Source organism: Humisphaera borealis (assembly GCF_015169395.1).
In the GTDB taxonomy this organism is placed as follows: domain Bacteria; phylum Planctomycetota; class Phycisphaerae; order Tepidisphaerales; family Tepidisphaeraceae; genus Humisphaera; species Humisphaera borealis.
Genome location: NZ_CP063458.1, coordinates 2718670 through 2737104 on the forward strand (window position 1 = coordinate 2718670; position 18435 = coordinate 2737104).

12 protein-coding genes and 1 tRNA gene are annotated in these 18435 nt (G+C 63.4%); 6 read left to right on the plus strand and 7 right to left on the minus strand.

What is annotated here, in order from left to right; genetic code table 11:
* The first annotated feature begins 277 nt into the window (after nt 1-277).
* On the plus strand, nt 278-2854 hold the full coding sequence (locus tag IPV69_RS27545) for a Calx-beta domain-containing protein (RefSeq protein ID WP_206294995.1): 2577 nt from the start codon (nt 278-280) through the stop codon (nt 2852-2854).
* Between the two features lie 144 nt (nt 2855-2998).
* On the opposite strand, the gene IPV69_RS10145 is transcribed toward IPV69_RS27545, so the two are convergent.
* Together IPV69_RS10145 and IPV69_RS10150 are read right to left on the minus strand one after the other, a co-directional pair.
* The gene (locus tag IPV69_RS10145; protein WP_206294996.1) at nt 2999-3928 is read right to left on the minus strand and encodes a hypothetical protein; all 930 of its coding nucleotides are present in this window, start codon (nt 3926-3928) and stop codon (nt 2999-3001) included.
* Between the two features lie 92 nt (nt 3929-4020).
* Nucleotides 4021-5643: a hypothetical protein gene (locus IPV69_RS10150; RefSeq protein ID WP_206294997.1), complete on the minus strand. Its 1623-nt coding sequence runs from the start codon at nt 5641-5643 to the stop codon at nt 4021-4023.
* A 436-nt stretch (nt 5644-6079) separates the two neighbouring features.
* On the opposite strand from IPV69_RS10150, the gene IPV69_RS10155 reads away from it, so the two are divergent.
* On the plus strand, nt 6080-6826 hold the full coding sequence (locus IPV69_RS10155; protein WP_206294998.1) for a hypothetical protein: 747 nt from the start codon (nt 6080-6082) through the stop codon (nt 6824-6826).
* Between the two features lie 82 nt (nt 6827-6908).
* Here IPV69_RS10155 and IPV69_RS10160 read toward each other — a convergent pair whose 3' ends face one another.
* The 3 genes from IPV69_RS10160 to IPV69_RS10170 all read right to left on the minus strand — a co-directional run bounded on the left by IPV69_RS10160 (nt 6909) and on the right by IPV69_RS10170 (nt 12057).
* The gene (locus tag IPV69_RS10160; protein ID WP_206294999.1) at nt 6909-8075 is read right to left on the minus strand and encodes a citrate/2-methylcitrate synthase; all 1167 of its coding nucleotides are present in this window, start codon (nt 8073-8075) and stop codon (nt 6909-6911) included.
* A gap of 194 nt (nt 8076-8269) precedes the next feature.
* Complete coding sequence (locus tag IPV69_RS10165; RefSeq protein ID WP_206295000.1) at nt 8270-9328, minus strand: DUF6807 domain-containing protein; 1059 nt, start codon at nt 9326-9328, stop codon at nt 8270-8272.
* Between the two features lie 101 nt (nt 9329-9429).
* The gene (locus tag IPV69_RS10170) at nt 9430-12057 is read right to left on the minus strand and encodes a DUF7133 domain-containing protein (protein ID WP_206295001.1); all 2628 of its coding nucleotides are present in this window, start codon (nt 12055-12057) and stop codon (nt 9430-9432) included.
* Nucleotides 12058-12325: 268 nt separating this feature from the next.
* Here IPV69_RS10170 and IPV69_RS10175 point away from each other — a divergent pair, with 268 nt between their 5' ends.
* A complete protein-coding gene (locus tag IPV69_RS10175; RefSeq protein ID WP_206295002.1) occupies nt 12326-13957 on the plus strand; it encodes a right-handed parallel beta-helix repeat-containing protein in 1632 nt (543 codons plus the stop codon).
* Nucleotides 13958-14169: 212 nt separating this feature from the next.
* On the plus strand, nt 14170-14688 hold the full coding sequence (locus tag IPV69_RS10180; protein WP_206295003.1) for a vWA domain-containing protein: 519 nt from the start codon (nt 14170-14172) through the stop codon (nt 14686-14688).
* A gap of 16 nt (nt 14689-14704) precedes the next feature.
* Here IPV69_RS10180 and IPV69_RS10185 read toward each other — a convergent pair whose 3' ends face one another.
* Both IPV69_RS10185 and IPV69_RS10190 read right to left on the minus strand, forming a co-directional pair.
* Nucleotides 14705-15490: a hypothetical protein gene (locus tag IPV69_RS10185; RefSeq protein WP_206295004.1), complete on the minus strand. Its 786-nt coding sequence runs from the start codon at nt 15488-15490 to the stop codon at nt 14705-14707.
* Nucleotides 15491-15679: 189 nt separating this feature from the next.
* Nucleotides 15680-15752: transfer RNA gene (locus tag IPV69_RS10190), tRNA-Lys, on the minus strand.
* A gap of 137 nt (nt 15753-15889) precedes the next feature.
* On the opposite strand from IPV69_RS10190, the gene IPV69_RS10195 reads away from it, so the two are divergent.
* Together IPV69_RS10195 and eutC are read left to right on the plus strand one after the other, a co-directional pair.
* Nucleotides 15890-17260: an ethanolamine ammonia-lyase subunit EutB gene (locus IPV69_RS10195; protein WP_206295005.1), complete on the plus strand. Its 1371-nt coding sequence runs from the start codon at nt 15890-15892 to the stop codon at nt 17258-17260.
* A gap of 169 nt (nt 17261-17429) precedes the next feature.
* Entirely contained in the window at nt 17430-18278 is an 849-nt protein-coding gene (eutC, locus tag IPV69_RS10200) for an ethanolamine ammonia-lyase subunit EutC (RefSeq protein WP_206295006.1), read from the plus strand.
* The last annotated feature ends 157 nt before the right edge of the window (nt 18279-18435 follow it).

An 18435-nucleotide genomic window follows, 5' to 3' on the forward strand; every position in this document is an offset into this window, starting at 1 on the left:
CACACAGATCGACACAGATAAATCAGACTCAAAACGGACGGTTTCGAGTCTGATCTATCTGTGCCGATCTGTGTGCGTCTGTGGCTGTTTCGCCTTCCGTCCATGCGATCTTCTGTATTTGCCCGACCCCATCTGAAATTGCTCTTTGTACTGCCCGCTGAACACGGTACGTTGACCGGCGGACCGCAGATCCGCATGTTCTCCCTAAGGCGCAAAACAGGATTGATGTTCGACCTTGCCCCCGGGGCGGCTCGCTGCGATTCGAAAGGAACGTGTGATGTCACGTCTTCAAGGCCGTCGATCAGTGGTCGAGCACCTGGAGGTCCGAAGGCTCTTTGCGACCCTTCAGGTGAACAGCCTGGCGGACAATATCGAAGCCGACGACGGGCTGGTGACACTCCGCGAAGCAGTCCTCGCCGCCAATTCCGACGGAACAACCGATCTGGGCGAGACCGGCACCGAAGCCGACGAAATTGTTTTTGCTCCCGAATTGACCAGCGGCGGTCCGGCGACGGTTCTTCTAAAGCTGACCGGCGACAATACCTTTGGCCCGTCGGCGCTGCCGATCACTTCCGCCGTGACCATTGTCGGATCGACAGGGAGCAACGGGATTACCATCGCCCGCGATACGACAGGCGCACCCAATCGGTTGCGCCTGTTCTACGTCACGCCCGGCAGCGACCTGACGTTGAGCGACCTCACGCTCAAGGACGGGCTGGCCAGGGGAGGCAACGGACAGGACAGCGGACTGGGCGGCGGCGGTGGCGCGGGGCTGGGTGGCGCGATCGTCAACGCGGGCCAGTTGAACCTCTTCCGCTCGACCCTCAGCGGTAACCAGGCGATCGGCGGAGACGGCGGTTCCGGTTCGGGCTTCGGCAGCAACGGACTCGGAGCCGGCGGCGGACTCGCCGGAGACCCCTCGGGCACCACCGGCGGCGGCCCCAACGGCGGCATCAGCACCGGACCTCAGGCGGGCGGGTTTGGCGGCGGCGGCTCAGGCGTCTCATTCGGCCTCCCCGCCGGCGAGAACACCGGTCCGGGTGGCTTTGGCGGCGGCGGCGGGTCCGTTCAAAGTAGCGCCTTCGGCGGCGGCGGTGGTGGGGCCGGGGGTGGCACCACTGGCGGTATCGGCGGCGGCAACGGATCGCGCGGTGGGGGCGGCGGCGGCGGCATGGGCGGCGCCATCTTCAACTACGGCGGCACCGTATTCATCAACAACTCCACCCTCTCCGAAAACACTGCCCGCGGCGGCGTTAGCAGGGGCACCTCCTTCCTGGGCACACCCGGTTCCTCCCTCGGTGGAGCGGTCCTCAACCTCAACGGCACCCTCGACGTCACCAACTCAACACTCGCCAACAACATCGCCGCCGAAGGCGGAGCGATCTACGAGATGGCCGTCGAAGCCACGCTCATCGGAACCCAGGACGGACCCGTTCTCACCGACACCGGACCCTCGGTCGTCCTGAACAACACAATCCTCGCCGGCTCCAACGACGGCCAAGCTACGCCGACGCTGACCGCCGACTTCACCAAGATCGAAATCGGTTCGATCATGTCGTTCGACACCGGCGACAAGAACATCATCCAGACCCTGTTCCCGACGGCGAACCGGAACTTCCAGGGGGCCGCGAGTATCACCGACCCGTTCATCGGCATTCTGGACAGCAACGGCGGCCCCACCCGCACCCACAAACTCCTGTCCAATAGCCCGGCGATCGACCAAGCCGACGAAACCCTCGCCCCGGAAACCGACCAGCGCGGCGTGGACCGTGTCGGCCTCGGGCCTGATATCGGATCTTATGAACTGGTCCCGTCAGCACCGGTCTTGCCGACGCTTTCCATCGACGATGTGTCGCTCACCGAAGGCAATTCGGGTTTGAAAGCGTTCACCTTCACCGTCACCCGGAGCTTTGATAACGGCGATGCGTCGGTCGGCTGGGCGACCGCCGACGGCACGACGCCGGGCGCGATCGCGCAGGCCGGTCTCGACTACGTTACCGACAGCGGGTCTGTGCAGTTCGCCGCCGGCGAACTCACGAGCACCCTGACGGTCAACGTGATCGGCGACACGAACATTGAGGATGACCAGAGCTTCCTGGTGAATCTCGCCAATCCGGTGGGAGCCACGATCGCCGACGGCCAGGGCGAGGGCACGATCCAGAACGACGACATCCCCCCGCCGACACTCTCGATCGCCGACGCCTCCGTCACCGAAGGCGACAGCGGAACGAAGAACATCAGCTTCACCGTCACCCTCGACCGCAAGATCAATCAGCCGGTCAGCTTCAAGTACGCCACCGCATCCGGCACCGCCACCTCCGGCACCGACTTCGTCGCCAAGAGCGGCACGCTGACCATCCCCACCTTCGGCAAGACCGCCGTCATCACCATCCAGGTGAAGGGCGACACGGGTTACGAGCCCAACGAAACCTTCTTTGTGAACCTCAGCGCACCCACCGTCGCCGTGATCGGCGACGCCCAGGCCAAGGGCACCATCGTCAACAACGACGCCGTGCCGAAGATCCGCATCAACAACGCCCCCACCATCACCGAGGGCAACAGCGGCACGAAGCTGATGACCTTTACCGTGACGCTCGATCGCCCCTCGGGTACCGCCGTCAGTGTCAAGTTCGCCACCGCCGACGGCACCGCCAAGGCTTCTCTCAACGACTACATCGCAAAGAGCGGCACGGTCACCTTCAACCCCGGCGAGACCAGCAAGACCATCACGGTGAGCGTGGTCGGCGACACGAAGAAGGGTGTCACCGAGACCCTGTTCGTCAACCTGACCAGCCCCGTCGGCGCGATCATCGACGACGGACAGGGCGTTGGGACTATCCTCAACGACGACTGAGGTGCAAAGCCACGGGCCGGAGAAAGAACCACAGATGCACACAGATCGGCACAGATAAATCAGACTCAAAACGTACGGTTTTGAGTCTTCATCTGTGCAGATCTGTGTGCATCTGTGGTTGTTTCGTTTTAGGGCAGGCGACCGCTACGCCTTCAACCCCTTTTCGAGTTTATCGAGGTCGGCAGGTTCGATCGGCTTGACCGTGATTTTTACCTTGGGGAGGTCGGCCTTCAGTTTTTCGATGTCGGCCGCGGGCACGATGATTCTCTCAAGCGTCAATTCCTTCAGCTTCGTCAGTGCCTTGAGCTTGACCAGGCCGCCGTGGGTCAGATTCGCTTCATCAAGATAGAGCAACTCGAGGGTCGAGATCTTCGCCAGATCGTCCAGCGCGGCGTCGTCGAGCGTCAGCGTGTTGGGCTTGCCGTCATACCGCCGTAACCGCTGTCCGAAGCGGAGATCCTTGAGATTCGGCAGCTTCGCGAGCGATGCCGTGCCGGCGGGCGTCTGGTACGTGTGCCAGGTTCGAAACGATTGCAGCTGCGTGATCTGTCCGATGGCGGCCATGCCGTCGTCGTTGAACGGGCTGCCGGCAACGGTGAGCTTCTGAAGTTTGGTCAATGCCTTCAGGTTCGCGAAGCCCGAGCCGTTGTAGCCCTTCATGCCGAACGACGGATGAAAGAACGACGCCGACTTGAGACTGATGAACGCCGCAAAGTGCTTCATCCCTTCGTCGCTGATCTGGCTGCCTTCGAAGCTGAGTTCCTCGAGCGCGGTCAGACCGGCCAGCAACGGGAGGGTTTTCTCGGTCAGCCCCGTGCACCTGCCTAGCGTCAGCCCCTTCAGGCCGGTCAGTCGGCCGAGACGCGCATAGTCGGCCTCGGCGAGTTTCGAGCAGTCGCGCAGTTCCAGCTTCGTCACCGCCCCGCCGGCCTGCGTCAGCTTCGCGCCGGCGGAAGTGAGCGCGTCGAGGTCTGCCGTGGCCGGGGCATCGGCAGCGCCCGCGAAGCGTAAACCGGCCGATCCTGCGGTCGCCGCGGCGACCGCCCCGAAAACGAACTGGCGTCGAGTAAACATGTGGGTTCTCCGAGTGGGTTGCTCGTACCGGATGGGCACCAGAAGCCGGGATAGGGTAGCTGCGAGAACAGTCCTTCAGCAACCGCGCCGGACTACTTCACCTTCTCAACCTGAATGTACCGGCTCGGCTCGAGTTCAGCCTTGAGGTCGTCCATCGGAAACGCCGTCTGTTTGTCACCCGCGACATGGTCGATCCACAGGTTGACCGGCCGGATGACGGCAAGTTTGTCGTCGTGCTTCACGATGACCTGGGCTTGCAACCGCGAGCGGTCGATCAGGTACCAGGTGCGGTTCTCCAGCCGCCACATCGCGTCGCGGCTCCATGCGTCGGACGGGATGCGAACCATCATGACGACGGCGTCGGGCTGAGTCTGCTTCCAGGCGGCGACCGCGCGATCGACGATCGCCTGCCGATCGGCCGCCGTATAGCGGTCGGGGGGCAGCGGGTTTTGCGTGATGATGTCTTCGCGAAGCGACGCCAGCTTCTGCTTCATCGCGGCCTGGGTATCGGCGAGCGACTTGTCGGCGGCTTTGCCGGCATCGGCATCCAGCGATGACAGAAGTACGACCTTCGACTTCGCCCAACCCAGCCGCTGGGGCACCCCGCCGCCGTCGGCGAAGAAGGCCGGCTTCTTCTCTGCGATCGCCGTCTCGGCAAGCTTGTTGGCCTCGTCGATGTTGGCTTTGATCTCCGCCGGAAGCGCGGCCTTTTTGGCGGCGGCGGCAGTGGTGAACGCGTTGTACTTCTCTGCAAAGTAAGCAGCGACGCCCTGGCACCGCTTGCCATGCTCGGTGCCCTGCGCCACCAACAGGTCGTAAGCTTTTACAAAGCGGGCGTGTTCCTCCTTCGCTGCACCCGACTGACCGACAATCTCAGCCGCCTGCTCGGGGAAACGCTCGAACACCTGCGGGTCGGCGTACATCTGGGCCAGGCCCTGCATGCGGGCGATGTCGGCGGTCAGTGTCGGGTAGCTCGCCGGGTCGACGATCTTCATCAACCTTGCATGAACCGGTGCGAGGGTCTTCGACGCCGCGTCAACCCGCGCCATTGCCTTGGCCACTTCGTCGGCAGTCTGGGCGACGCCGGCGCCGTCTTTGGGGAGCTGCGCGAGGTAGTCGTCCATGATCTTCTTGCGACCCACCGCCTTCTCGGCGGTCGCCATTCCCGAGCCGAGCAAGCGGTGGTCGAGACGGTCAGCGTCTTTGGCGGCGACGACTTCGGCGACAAGCTTCTCGAGCCCGCCGGCCATGCCCTGGACCTCGGCGAGGTAGTACTGAGTGTCCTTGAGGACCTTCTCCTGCTTGTAGTCGAGTTTTGCGCCAACGGGGGCAGCCATCGGTGCCGCACCGCCGGTGAGTCGTGCCTCCAGCGCCGTCAGCGATTTTTCCGTGGCGGCGGCCTGATCGGCGATCGCCTTGACGGCAGGATCGTCCGCCGGGAGCTTGGCCAGCGCATCCTTGACGGTCTTGATCTGCGCCAGTGCCGACCCGGAACGGGACAGCGCCAGATTCGCCCGCGAGCCCGTCGCCGGCTTATCGGCGGTACCGGCGGACTCTTCCGCCGACTTCAAGTTCGCTTGCGCTTGCTTCAGACGTGCATCAATCTGACCCAGGAACTGTTTTTGTTGGGGTGTTAACTCCCCAAGTGCTGGCATCGCGACGAACAACAGACCAAGAATCAGGACTGCGCGAAAGGCGCTGGAAGAGCCCGACATACCTGCCTCCGAATCGAACCGTACCCCCAGTGGATCCACTGACTCACGAATTTACCGCGTGCATAACGCTTCTCAATGGAAACGTCCGCAAATTTCGGGAAACCCTTTGGCAGCCCGCTCCGGCTGCCCCCGAGTTTCCCGTGTGAGTCATACAGCCGTTGAGGTTCTGCCAGATTGCCCTGTGAACTGACGTCAGATTTGCAACGGAACTTGTTCACTCGTTCGAACGCCACACCTGCTCGTGAGAACATCGGCTCCGGATTGCACCGAGCAGAACTACACACGTGGTATTAAATCAACCTCACGGCCATCCGCGGCTACGCGTTTGCACACGTCCTACTACCCCTTGCAGACTGTCTACACGTCGCGGTCCGGGGCATGCAATCTCAGGCGTTAAGCACACACGTTCCGCCATCGGCGGAAGAAGGAGCCAGGAATGGTTTCGCATACGGAGAGTCCGGTCGTCACGTCGGACCGAGGATTGGTCGCCGCACGTACCGGCACGACAGCAATCGCAACAACGGTCACGCCCATCGACAGGGTTCGCTGGGGTCCGATCTGGGCAGGTCTCTTTACGGCGCTGTCAACGCTTGCGCTGCTCAGCGTGCTCGGTCTGGCGATCGGATTCAGCAGCTATGATGCCAACGACAGCATTCGCGCCTTTGGCGTGGGCGCCGGTTGGTGGACGGCGATCAGCGCATTGATCGCGTTCTTCGTCGGCGGCATGATCTCGGCCAGAACCGCTGCCGTCCCGGGACGATCTGAAGGCATCCTCCAGGGAGCGATGGTTTGGATCGTCGCGATCCCCCTGCTGATGTACATGGTCAGCGCGATGGTTGGCGCTGCCGCCCGCACCACCGGTGCGGTGGCTGATACCGCCGCGCAGGCGTCGGTAGCAGCATCCAACACACAAGCGGGCCAGCAGGCTGCCAACCAAGGCCAGCAGGCTGCCGGTCAGTTACAGAACCAGGCGCAGCAAACGGTCGACCAGGTACGACAGGCTGTCACGCCACAACGTGTCGAGCAGGCGGCCAATCGGGCTGCCGGTGGCGCGTGGTGGACCCTGCTGTCCATGGTCCTCGGTCTGACGGCCGCCGCTGTCGGCGGTGTGATGGGTGCCCGAACGTCGGCGCATCTTGCCGAACACCACAGACAACATGTTGGCGTGGTTCCGGCTGCTTAAGCGGGACGCATAAACAATCTGTAACGACAAAGCCCACGAACGATTGTTCGTGGGCTTTGTGTTTGAAGAGACCAGTTTACCTTTAGGCCCGCTGCTCGATCGGCTCCACCTTCTTGCCGAACGGCCCGGTGTAATCGTCCGTCGGGCGGATGATGCGGTTGTTCTTGTGCTGCTCCATCACATGGGCCGCCCAACCCGTCACACGGGCCACGCCGAAGATCGGCGTGAACAAATCCAGCGGGATGTCCATCGTGTAGTACGCGCTGGCGGAGAAGAAGTCGACGTTGGGGTTCAGGCCCAGCGGCTCGCCGGTCGGCTTCTTGGTGTCGCGAAGGATCGGGATGAGCCGCTCGCTCATCTCGTACCACTTGCTGTTGCCGGCGGCTTCGCCGAGCTGCTTGCTCATCTTCCGCAGGAACGTCGCCCGCGGGTCGAACGTCCGGTAGACGCGGTGGCCGAAGCCCGGCACCTTCTGCTTATTGGCCAGCATCTCCTTGATCTTGCGCTCGGCCGAGTCGGCATCGCCGCACTGAAGGAGCAGGTGCATGACGGCCTCGTTGGCACCGCCGTGCAGCGGGCCCTTAAGAGCGCCCAGCGCGCCGGTGATTGAGGCGTGCATGTCGGCGAGCGTCGCGGCGATGACGCGGGCGGTGAACGTGCTGGCGTTCATGCCGTGCTCAGCGTGCAGGACCAGTGCCGCGTCCATCACGCGGACCAGCGTCTCGTGGGGCTTCTTCCCGTTCAGCATGTAGAGGAAGTTGCCGGCGATGCTCAGCGACGGATCGGGAGCGATCGGCTGCTGGTTGTTCCGGATGCGATGGTACGCCGTCACGATCGTGGGGAACTGCGCCGTCAGCCGGACGGCCTTGCGGCGGTTGGCGGCGGCCTCATTGCTCGTCAGGTCGGTGTCGCCGCCGGCCAGCGCACTGACGGCCGTCCGCAGGACGTCCATGGGCTGGGTGCCGGCGGGCAGCGCCTTGATGACCGCCAGCACGTGTGCCGGCAGTGCCATGCTCGCCGACAACTGCTGCTTGAGCGTCGCCAGCTCGGTTTTGTTCGGCAGCTTGCCGTCCCACAGAAGGTAGGCGGTTTCTTCGAAGCTCGCGTTTTCAACGAGGTCGCCGATCTCGTACCCGCGGTACACCAGTCGACCGGCGTCGCCGTCGATGAAGCAGATATCGCTCTGGGCGGCAACAACACCTTGGAGGCCGCCCTTGGCGGCGGCGGTAGCAGCAGTGGACTCGGACATGGACGAAGCTCCTGTCGGGACTCCGACGACGCACCGACGTATGGTGGGCCGCTCGGGTGAAGGGGGAAAAATGGGCTCGGTTAATGGTCGAAACGCAAAGGGACGCGGAATATAGCGAGCCGGCCGCGCGAGCGTCAAACTATGTTCAAACGATTTGACGGAATGATCTGATCGCCGCCACCTGCCCGATTCCGTCACTTCAGGGGATTACCCGCCTTGGCCGGTTGATCGGTGGGTTTGCCTTCGGCCGGGGCTTTCTTCGGGGCAGACGGCTTGCTGCCTTCGGCCGGCTTCACGGTCACCATCGGTACCGGCGACGGGGTGGTCGCCCCGGCAAACTCGTCATACGACTTCTGGATTGCTTCGGTCGACGGCATCGGGCCGTCGGCGATCACGAAGCGGTACTTCACCGTTAGCGTATCGCCCTGCTTGATGGTTGCGGTCGGGAATGCCCCGAACCGGCCGTAGTTTCGGTACGCCGACCATCGTGTACCAGTCGGGTTGGTCGGGTGGCTCATCTCCACCACGCTGTACGAGTTCCCATTAAGCTTGAACGTCTGCCCCACCCAGGGGTAGTCCTTGTCCTTGTGTGCGTCGGCGTTTTCCTTCGGGTAGACGTAGACGCCGGCGGAAAGATCGACCTCATTGGCCGGTCGGAAGTGGATACCGGCGTGTTCGGGGTCGCCGTCGAGTTTCACTTCGCCGTTGGGTGCCTTCAGCTTCGACGTGAAGTCAATGACGATGCGGCCCGCCCCGCCCCGGCGGACGGTCATCGTCCGCTCCTCTTCGATGATCGCACGGTCCGGCTTATCGGCCTGCCAGATCGTATTCGACGAAAAGCTGGCCTCGGCGGCGTCGGCCTTCTGGCCGCTGAACGACTGGTGAACGATATCGCCGGCCTTCATGTGCCAGCGGTCGTAGCTCTTGCCTTCAAAGGTGATCTTGTTCCAGCCGATGAAGATGCCGCGATGGTGCGTGAACTGACCGCCCGGCCCCTTGGTGATCGGGGCCTTGCCCTCGGCATCGAACACGTGCAGGTAAGGCTTATAGGTTTCGGCGGCCCGTTCCTTCGTCGAGGTGTCGTGCGCATACATGTAGCGCGTGACGACCTTGCCGTCGAGCAGAACGTCGAGGTGTTCCCCCTTCTTGTCATCGAAGGAGAAACCGGCATCGGCCGCGCGGGCAAGGCCCGGAAGCGAAGCCGCCACCAGCGAACCGGCCAGGACAGAGGTCAGAAAGGTTCGGCGCTTCATGATGGTTCCTGTAGGGTCCGCCTTGGCGGACGCGTGTGGGTTTGTGGGTCTACGGTGCCGGGTCGTTGTGCATCGCGTCCGCCAAGGCGGACCCTACCGGGCTACTTCGCGATATTGGAAAGCTCCTCGGCGGTCCACTGCTTCTCGCCGCGGCCGGCCGTCTCCTTGCGCACCTTCGCAACGAACGCCGGCTCGACCGGATCGGCCTCGTGGCCCCACTCCCGACGGACGTACGTCAGGATCGAAGCGATCTGGTCGTCCGTCAGCACCTGCAGCCCGGGCATCTCGCCTTCGAAGGTCTTCTTGCCCACCTTGATCGGACCGGTCAAGCCATGCAGCACGATGCGCACCGTGCGATTGGGCGTGCCCAGCGCCCATTCGCTATCGAGCAGCGGCGGCGCGAGCCCTTCCTGGCCCATGCCGCTGGGCTGATGACATACCGCGCAAAGCTGCGTGAACAGTTCCTTGCCCGCCGTGAACCGCTGCGCCTGCTCACTGGTCAGCGGCTTGAGCGGCGGGGTCTTGTCGCCGGGCTTGTTCGGCCAGCTCAGGCCGCCATCAATGCCCTTGGCCAGTTCGGCCACCTTCTTGTCGGTGCTTTTGAGCAGGTCGGCCAGCCCGGACGGCTCCTTGGCGAGCCGGAGCTTTCGCCGGGGTGCCTTGGACTTGGGGTCCGGCGCGATCGCTTCGGCAACGCCCTGAACCAGTGCCAGCTTGTCGGCCTTCTGCTTGTCCGAGACGGTCGAGATCAGGGCGAACAGCGCATCGATTCGGTCTGCACTGCGTCCCCGGACCACGCACTCGGCCAGATCGTTGAAGAAGCCCTGCTTGTCCTTCGCCGGGGCCGTCGCAAACGCCGCATCCGCCAGCAGTGATTGCAGCAGTTCCAGTTCACGTCCCGCCGACGCACTGAGCGCCACCGACCGCACGATCGGATCGGACAGGTGCCTGGCGATGATCTTGTTCGCTGTCGGCTGAAGTTCACGGTTGGCCGGCGTCGAATAGGCGACCACCTGAACCTGCACGGCCAGGTCAGGGTCGTTCGCCAGGTCAGGGAGCATGGAAATGGTCTCGATGCCCGTCAGCTTGCGGATGTGCTGCTCGCCGGCCCGCAGGGCTTGAAGGCGAACTTTCGGGTCGGCGTCTTTCAGGGCGGCGGCGACAACTTCGTCTTCCAGCTTGTCCATGCCCTGGAGCGTCCAGAGGGCGTGAATCTTGCCCAGCGTCGTCGTCCCGGGTTCTTTGCCGAGCGCGATCTTCTGGAGCGTGCCGACGACCTTAGCGTCGTTGCGTTCCACCAGCAGCCGCTGTGCCGTGTCGCGCCACCAGCCGTTGCCGTGCGACAATGCCGCCGCCAGTTCCGCCGAGGTGGCGGTCGACAGCTTCGGCTGCTTCGCCGGCTGCTTGTAGCCATCGGGAACGATGCGCCAGATACGGCCGCGATGGCCGTCGTTCTTGTCCAGATCGCGCTGCTTGACCTGGTCGGCCAGGTAGGCGCTCAGGTACGCCTTGTGCTGCAGGATGCCGTGGTAGAGATCGACCACGTACAGCGCACCGTCCGGCGCGTTGTAGAGGCTGACCGGGCGGAAACGCTCATCGGTGCTGACCAGGAAGTCGATCTTCGGGAAGCCGAGCGAGGTGCCGTCGTGCTGCACCGACGTGCCGACCACGTTCAGCCCTTTCTCTTCGAGCGTATGGCGGATGATCATGTTGCCCGACGGCTCGCACACGAACGCGTTGCCCCGGTAGTCGGCTGGGAATGCGTCGCCGCGGTAGATCTGCGGTCCGCACGCGGCGGTCACGCTTTGCAGAACACCTTTGTCGTCGAGCACCTTGGTATAGCCGCGATTGACGCCGGGGTTCACGCGGCCGGGGAAGGTCTTGTTGCCGGCGACACTGGCGTTGACGCCCGTCGGATTGGCGACGAACGGGTTACCCGCCAGAAACTTGGCCGGCATCATGTCCGCGCGGAGCATCGCCGAGTTGCTGTTGTAGAAAAGCCGGCCGACATCATCCTGGGCAATACCCCACTGCCCGCGACTGATGGTGCCTTCGCGGACAAACTTGCCGCCGGCCATGCGGAACCGCGCCGACCAGTTGGCGCTGTAATTCCAGTTGTCCAGCATCCAGACCAACCCGTTGGCCATGTGCTCGGGGTTGGCATTCTTGCTGGCGTAGTCGGTCAGGAGCGTGGTCTTGCTGTCGGCGACACCGTCGCCATTGGTGTCTTTCACGAGATACAGGTTCGGTGGCTCGGACACGAGCAGGCCGTCACCCATAAAGCCGATCGCCCGGGGGATCGACAGCTTGTCCATGAAGATGGTGGACTTGTCGAAGACACCATCGTTGTTGGTGTCTTCCAGCCGGCTGATGCGGCCGACGGGATCAAGCTCGCCGTTGCCGTCCATGTCGGGCATGTAGCCGCGCAGCTCGCAGACGTAGGCCCGGCCGTCAGGATCGAACGCCATCGCGATCGGCTCCTGGACCATGGGCTCGGCCGCGACGAGCTCGATCTTAAAGCCCGGCGGCAGCTTAAAGCTCTTGATCGCCTCGGCCGGCGACAGGATCGGGGCATCGGGGATCTTGTCGATCTTCCAGGTGGGGCGCTGCTTTTCCAGTTCGCCCCCCGGGGCAGCGGCAAGCATCCCCGCCGCGACACCTGAAACCGCCCCGGCAAGAGCAAGAATTAATGAATACCGTTTGAACGAAGAGCGTTTGGGTGATGCCATATCAGAAGACCTAAGCACGATACCAGCAAGGCAGGGTGGGTGTTGCGACAGCGCTTCCGCCCTCGTAGACCGAGGCAAAGACCTTTACCACGCAGGCGTGCTTTCGTGTAGTGAAATGTCTCGTCAAAAAGCGGTTAACGAGATGTGTCACGACCGACGCCCGCGGCGCTGCCGCGGGTCCCACCGCAGCGCGGTGGGCGTGCTCTTGGTTCGCCACAGATTCCCGACCATACTTTCTCCCAACACAACTTTGCCGAGGAGCCCCACCATGAAGACCCCCCTCTTGTGCTGCGTCATGATGCTGCTTCTTTCGGCCACCGAAACCCGGGCCGACGATACAGCGCGCATCGCAGCGCTCTTCGCCGCCGCGACTGAGCGAGGTGGAGCCGTCGTCATTCCGCCCGGCGACTACCAACTGGACAGTGCCCAGCCGATTCCCCTCAGCTCCGGCATCGCCGTCACCGCCTACGGTGCCCGCTTCCACCTGCCCAAAACCCTCGGCGACAAGGCCCGTGTCGTCCTCTTCTCGGGTGAAAACATCTCCGACTTCCGCTGGTCTGGCGGACACTTCACCGGCAACGTCTTCGACCCATCGCGCGAACACAACACCTGGGAACCCAACGCCAATACCCGTGCGATCCTGATCACCACCACCAAGGACGGAAGAACGGAAAACCTGACCTTCCGCGACATCTCGTCCGACGGTCTGGCCGGCGCGGCCGTCACCGTGCTGGGGGCCGAGAAGAAGGGGAGCGACCGCGAGATCGACACCTATGCCAGGAACGTAACCGTCGAAAACTGCACGCTCGAGCGCACCGGAAAGTTCATGTGGGACTACGGCTACCTCTGGCAGATCACCGTCTGGCCGGAGGACTACACGCCCCGCGAACGGGAGATGGCTGCGAAGTACTTCCGCAACGACACGATCCGCGGCACGGCGAAGATGGCCGCCGGCGACGACCGCGTCTTCTTCGACAACGCCAAGCCGTTGCCGGTCTCGCAGCCACGCGTCGGCCAGGACGCCGTCCGCGGCAAGGACGCAGTCTGCTTCTTCGGCGATGTTTTGCCGACCAATCTGGTGCGCGGGAAGCAGTACTTCGTCGTCGAGAGCACGCCGCAGTTCATCCGCATCGCCGAGAAGGTCGGCGGCGAGCCGATCCGTTTCGCCAGCGCCGCCGGCCCCAAGACCCAATTGATGACCAACCTTTTCGCCGCGTTCGCCGCGCTGTACGCCCCGGTGGGTAGCGGCCCCGGCAAAGGGGCGTTCGACCTGGTCGGCTGCAAGAATGTCATCGTCCGCGGTTGCCGCCTGAGCGCGCTCGGCGACACGATGCACATCCAGAAGTCCGACACGGTCCTGTTCTCCGGCAATCACATCACCGGCTCGCGGATGGGCGCGTTCTTCCTCGCCGAGCACTGCAAGAACGCCACCATCACCGGCAACACGGTCGATGGCACGAATGGATCGCGCGTGATCAGCGTCGAACGATCGTGCGAAGATGTGACGATCGTCGGCAACACCTTCCGCAACGGCGGACGCGGGTCATGGATCAACCAGCCGAAGAACTTTGTGCTGGCCGACAACGTGTTCGTGAACAACACGACGAAATGTGAGCAGGACCCCAATCGCGGCCGCCGAACGTTCCTGACCGGCGGTTACGAGCGTTACGCCGAGTTGTACTTCACGACCTACGAGCCCGACGGCAAGTACGTCAACGTGATCGTCCGCGGCAACATCTTCACCAGTGGTTCGAACGCCGAACACGCCATCACCTTCGCCCCCGGCGGCGATACGATCCTGGTCGCGGACAACGTTTTTGCAGGCGCAGTGCGGGATATTGTGGGGGCACCGGAATGTAAGAATGTGACGATTCGGGGGAATGTGGAACGGGGGGAATAGCGTGGTAGACAGCTGCCACGTCCCGCAGATGATTCAGCGTACCGTCAATTGCCCAAGTGAAAGGAAGTCCAATGTCTGTCCGACTGCTGGTCGTCATCACTTTGCTGGGACTTTTCACCGGGTGCGGGGCATCATCCTCGGTGCCGCCGGCGCCTCAGCCCCCCGCCAACCTAGCGCCCAAGCCGCAACCGCAGGTCAGCACACAGCCGGCTATGCCCGGCGAGAAGAAGCGAATCGTGTTCATCTGCGATGCATCCGGCACGATGATCAATCGCTTGAGTTTGCTCCATGAGGAGCTTCTACAACACGTTGCGGCGCTGCCGGAAGATCATTCTTACAACATCCTGTTTTTCGGAGACAGAGGCGACTTTCGCGCTCTGGATCGCTGGAAGATGGTCGCACCCGGCGCGGAAAGTCGCATCGCAACCAAGCAATTCCTCGAACGCATAACGCCATGGGGCACGACCAACCCGATTCCGGCGATCGAACATGCGATCAAGTTCCGCCCGGATGTGATCCACTTCTTCAGCGACGGCGAGTTCAACAGTCAAGCCGAGTACGCTAGCGTCATCGAGGCGTTTGCCGCCGCGCACCGTGATCACGCCACGATCGTCAACACCTATCTTTTCGAGAGTTTGGATTTAGACGCCGAAACAACGATGAAGAAGATCGCGAAGGACAACAAAGGCACCCTCAAGTCCATCAGCCCCGCCGGCTTCCGCTCGCCGTGATTGCGGCACTGCGCTCTCACCACTCATCGTCACTCGTCTTCTGCAGATACGCGAAGAAGCACATCTTCTCCACCCCCTCCACCACGCCGCGCAGCGAGAACAGCTTGAAGAACCACGCCAGGTCCTTCTCGGTCGGCTCGTCCGGCGGGGCTGAGGCCTCGCCGACGATCTCGGCGGCGGGCACGCTCATGATGTAATCCGCGAGGTAGGCGATGTTCAGCTCGTCGGCCGACTGCGTGGACAGGACGAACAGGCCGTGCGTCTTGATCGGCTCGCGCAGGTATCGCTCGGCCATGTTGACCTCGACCTTGTCGAGTGCGGCCAGGTAAGCCTTGGTCGCCGGGTCGCTCTTCCACTCGTGGGCCTGGCGTTCGTCTTCACGGCACTGCTCGAGCGCGACGTCGAAGTGGGCCTGCAGCCGGGTGTAATACAGATCAACCTCGTCGCCGCTGAGCCAGCGGACGATCATCACCTCGCCCGGCCGGCGGTGGATGTGATAGTCGTTCGTCGGCAGTTCCTCCTTCTCGGCGAGCGTCAGCACCTCCGTTGCCTCGGCGACCGACTCGGGCGTCAGCACCGGCGTCTCGGGGATCTTCGACTTCTCCAGCTTGCCGATCGTCCGCTGAAGCTTGCGCGCCAGGTCGGCATCCAGCCCCGCACGCAGCTCGGCGTCAAACTTCCGCGGGCCTTCGAACACCGCGCACAACTCCGCGTGCATGCGGAACTCGTCGGCCTTGTCCTTGGCGCGGACGGCGGGATCGGTCGGGTTCTCGGCCTGGCTTTCTCCGGGTTCATCGAACATAGGCGATCAAAGATAACGTCAACCAGCCGGCCGGCCACCGTGGCAAAACAGGAGCAGACCGCGGAGGGTAAGGAACACGGCGATCGCGGAGGATTGCAAAGGGTCCGGAGGCGTCTTGGACTGCCAGGCAGAGGCGACAGCTAAACCCCAAAATGAAATAAGCCCTCGCGTTTGCGAAGGCTTATCTGATGCGCCATTCAGGACTTGAACCTGAAACCCGCTGATTAAGAGTCAGCTGCTCTGCCAATTGAGCTAATGGCGCTGTGGGGAGGGGTATTAATAGCCGGTTCGAAGCGAATGTCAAGGTTTGAGAAGCGCCAACTCGCGCGGAACTGGTGGAGCGGTTGCGGTCCGCCTACCATCCGGCGGGAACGCTCGCGGCCGCCGCTCTTGCTTTGCATGTCTCGTTACACCGCCACACTCGCCGGTAAGTCGTTCGCGTTTGCGGACCTGCGGACGGTACTGGCCCGGGCGTCGCCGGCGCGGGCGGGGGATCAGCTTGCCGGGGTGGCCGCCGAGTCGGCGCGGGAACGGGCGGCGGCGCAGGCGATCCTGGCCGATGTGCCGTTGGCCCGATTTCTTGAAGAGCCGGTCGTGCCCTACGAGACCGACGACGTCACCCGGCTGATTCTCGATTCCCATGACGCCGCCGCGTTCGCGCCGCTGAAAGACTTCACCGTCGGGCGGTTTCGCGAATGGTTGCTGGAATACCAGACCACCGGCGACGCGATCGCCGCCGTGTCGCCGGGCGTGACGCCGGAGATGGCGGCGGCGGTGTCCAAGATCATGCGGAACCAGGACCTGGTGCTGGCGGCGAGCAAATGCCGGGTGACCACCCGGTTCCGCTGCACGCTCGGCCTGCCGGGCCGGCTGTCGGTGCGATTGCAGCCCAATCACCCCACCGACGATCCCGCCGCCATCACCGCCGCCATTATCGACGGGCTGATGTACGGCTGCGGCGATGCCTGCATCGGCATCAACCCCGCGACCGACAACGTCAACGCCGTCATCGCGTTGCTTAACGTCACGGCCGAGATCATCGACCGCTACGCCATCCCCACGCAAAGCTGCGTGCTGGCGCATGTGACGACATCGATCGCGGCGATAGAGCGGGGCGCGCCGGTTGACCTGGTCTTCCAGTCGATCGCCGGCACCGAGGCGGCGAACAAGAGTTTCGGCATCACGCTGGCGATGCTCGACGAAGCCTGGGCAGCGGCCAGGTCGCTCGGAAGGGCCGGGCCGGACGGCAATGTGATGTACTTCGAAACCGGGCAGGGCTCGTGCCTGTCGGCCGATGCGCACCATGGAGTGGACCAGCAGACGCTCGAAGCCCGCGCCTACGCCGTCGCCCGGCGGTACGAGCCACTATTGGTGAACACGGTGGTCGGCTTCATCGGCCCGGAATACTTGTACGACGGCAAGCAGATCGCCCGGGCCGGCCTGGAAGATCACTTCTGCGGCAAGCTGCTCGGCCTGCCGATGGGGTGCGACGTCTGTTACACCAATCACGCCGAGGCCGACCAGAACGACATGGACACCCTGCTGACACTGCTCGGTGTCGCGGGTGTCAACTACATCATGGGCGTGCCGGGGGCGGATGACATCATGCTCGGCTACCAGAGCACGAGTTTTCATGACGCCCACTACATGCGCCAGACGCTGGGACTGAAAGCCGCGCCGGAGTTTGAAACGTGGCTCGAACGAATGAAGTTGACGGACAATACGGGTCGGCTGTTGACGCAGAGCGGAACGGTGCCCTTGCTGGCGTGAACGGACTGCGGCTGGCGGCCCGGTCAGTGACACGGGCTTCCAGCCCGTGCGGAACAAATTGGAGTTTTGAACTCGTTATCTGCCGTCTGTTTACTCCGACATCGCTCGCACGGGCTGGAAGCCCGTGTCACTGATGGCGACTTTCGATTTCGAGATTCGATCGGAACTTATGCCCGACCCCTGGCAGCATCTTCGCAAGCTGACGTCTGCCCGCATCGCGCTGGGCCGGACCGGCGGATCATTGCCGACGGGCGAGGTGCTGAAGTTTTCGATGGATCACGCCCTGGCCCGCGACGCGGTCTGGGCGGAATTGGATCTGGATCGGCTCGAAGCGGAGGTGACGGACGCGTTGTCGCCCGCGCCACCAGACACGGACCTCCGCAAGGATGCTGCGGTCTCGGCGTGCGGGGTGGTTCGCGTGACGACGCTTGCCGGCGATCGCGCGACCTATCTTCAGCGTCCAGACTGGGGACGAAAACTGTCGCCCGATAGTGAGACAAAACTCACGGCCGTGGGCCCGCCGGAAGGCGTCGATGTCGTGATCATCGTCGCCGACGGGTTGTCGGCCCTGGCGGCACAGCGGCAGGCGCCGGAGGTGTTGCGGCCGTTGGTTCCCGCGCTTCTGGCCGGCGGATTGTCGATCGGGCCGGTCGTTCTCGCGACGCAAGCCCGCGTCGGCTTGCAGGACGAAATCGGCCACCGCCTTCGGGCAAGGTGCGCCGTGACGCTCATCGGCGAGCGGCCGGGACTTGGCACCGCCGACAGCCTGGGGGCGTACTTGGTGTTCGACCCCAAACCGGGCAACACCGACGCCGACCGCAACTGCGTCTCGAACATCCGCCCCGAAGGTCTCCCGCCCGCCGTCGCGGCCGAGACGCTGTTCCACCTGATCACGCAATCGCTGGTTCGGAAACTAAGCGGGGTGCGGTTGAAGGATGAACGCGTTCTAACGGGGCCGGCTGCCACGACGATCCTGAACGAGACGCAGATCGACAGGAAGACTCTTGTCCACGAATGAACACTAATGGGCACGAATGAAGAAGGGGATGATCAGACGATCTACGTACCTGGGACCGCCGAGCGCTTTCTCGGCATTTGCACGAAACTTAATCGAAGAGCCGAGCCGGCGCTCGGCGGTCCCAGGAGGAGCCCCATTGCCTTCATTCGTGACCATT

Bases quoted from the DNA above. Each gene is read 5' to 3' on its own strand.
- IPV69_RS10195 (WP_206295005.1), top strand. From the start codon at position 15,890: ATGTCTCGTTACACCGCCACACTCGCCGGTAAGTCGTTCGCGTTTGCG.
- IPV69_RS10155 (WP_206294998.1), top strand. From the start codon at position 6,080: ATGGTTTCGCATACGGAGAGTCCGGTCGTCACGTCGGACCGAGGATTG.
- IPV69_RS10160 (WP_206294999.1), bottom strand. From the start codon at position 8,075: ATGTCCGAGTCCACTGCTGCTACCGCCGCCGCCAAGGGCGGCCTCCAA.
- IPV69_RS10180 (WP_206295003.1), top strand. From the start codon at position 14,170: ATGCCCGGCGAGAAGAAGCGAATCGTGTTCATCTGCGATGCATCCGGC.
- IPV69_RS10170 (WP_206295001.1), bottom strand. From the start codon at position 12,057: ATGGCATCACCCAAACGCTCTTCGTTCAAACGGTATTCATTAATTCTT.
- IPV69_RS10150 (WP_206294997.1), bottom strand. From the start codon at position 5,643: ATGTCGGGCTCTTCCAGCGCCTTTCGCGCAGTCCTGATTCTTGGTCTG.
- IPV69_RS10185 (WP_206295004.1), bottom strand. From the start codon at position 15,490: ATGTTCGATGAACCCGGAGAAAGCCAGGCCGAGAACCCGACCGATCCC.
- eutC (WP_206295006.1), top strand. From the start codon at position 17,430: ATGCCCGACCCCTGGCAGCATCTTCGCAAGCTGACGTCTGCCCGCATC.
- IPV69_RS10165 (WP_206295000.1), bottom strand. From the start codon at position 9,328: ATGAAGCGCCGAACCTTTCTGACCTCTGTCCTGGCCGGTTCGCTGGTG.
- IPV69_RS10175 (WP_206295002.1), top strand. From the start codon at position 12,326: ATGAAGACCCCCCTCTTGTGCTGCGTCATGATGCTGCTTCTTTCGGCC.
- IPV69_RS27545 (WP_206294995.1), top strand. From the start codon at position 278: ATGTCACGTCTTCAAGGCCGTCGATCAGTGGTCGAGCACCTGGAGGTC.
- IPV69_RS10145 (WP_206294996.1), bottom strand. From the start codon at position 3,928: ATGTTTACTCGACGCCAGTTCGTTTTCGGGGCGGTCGCCGCGGCGACC.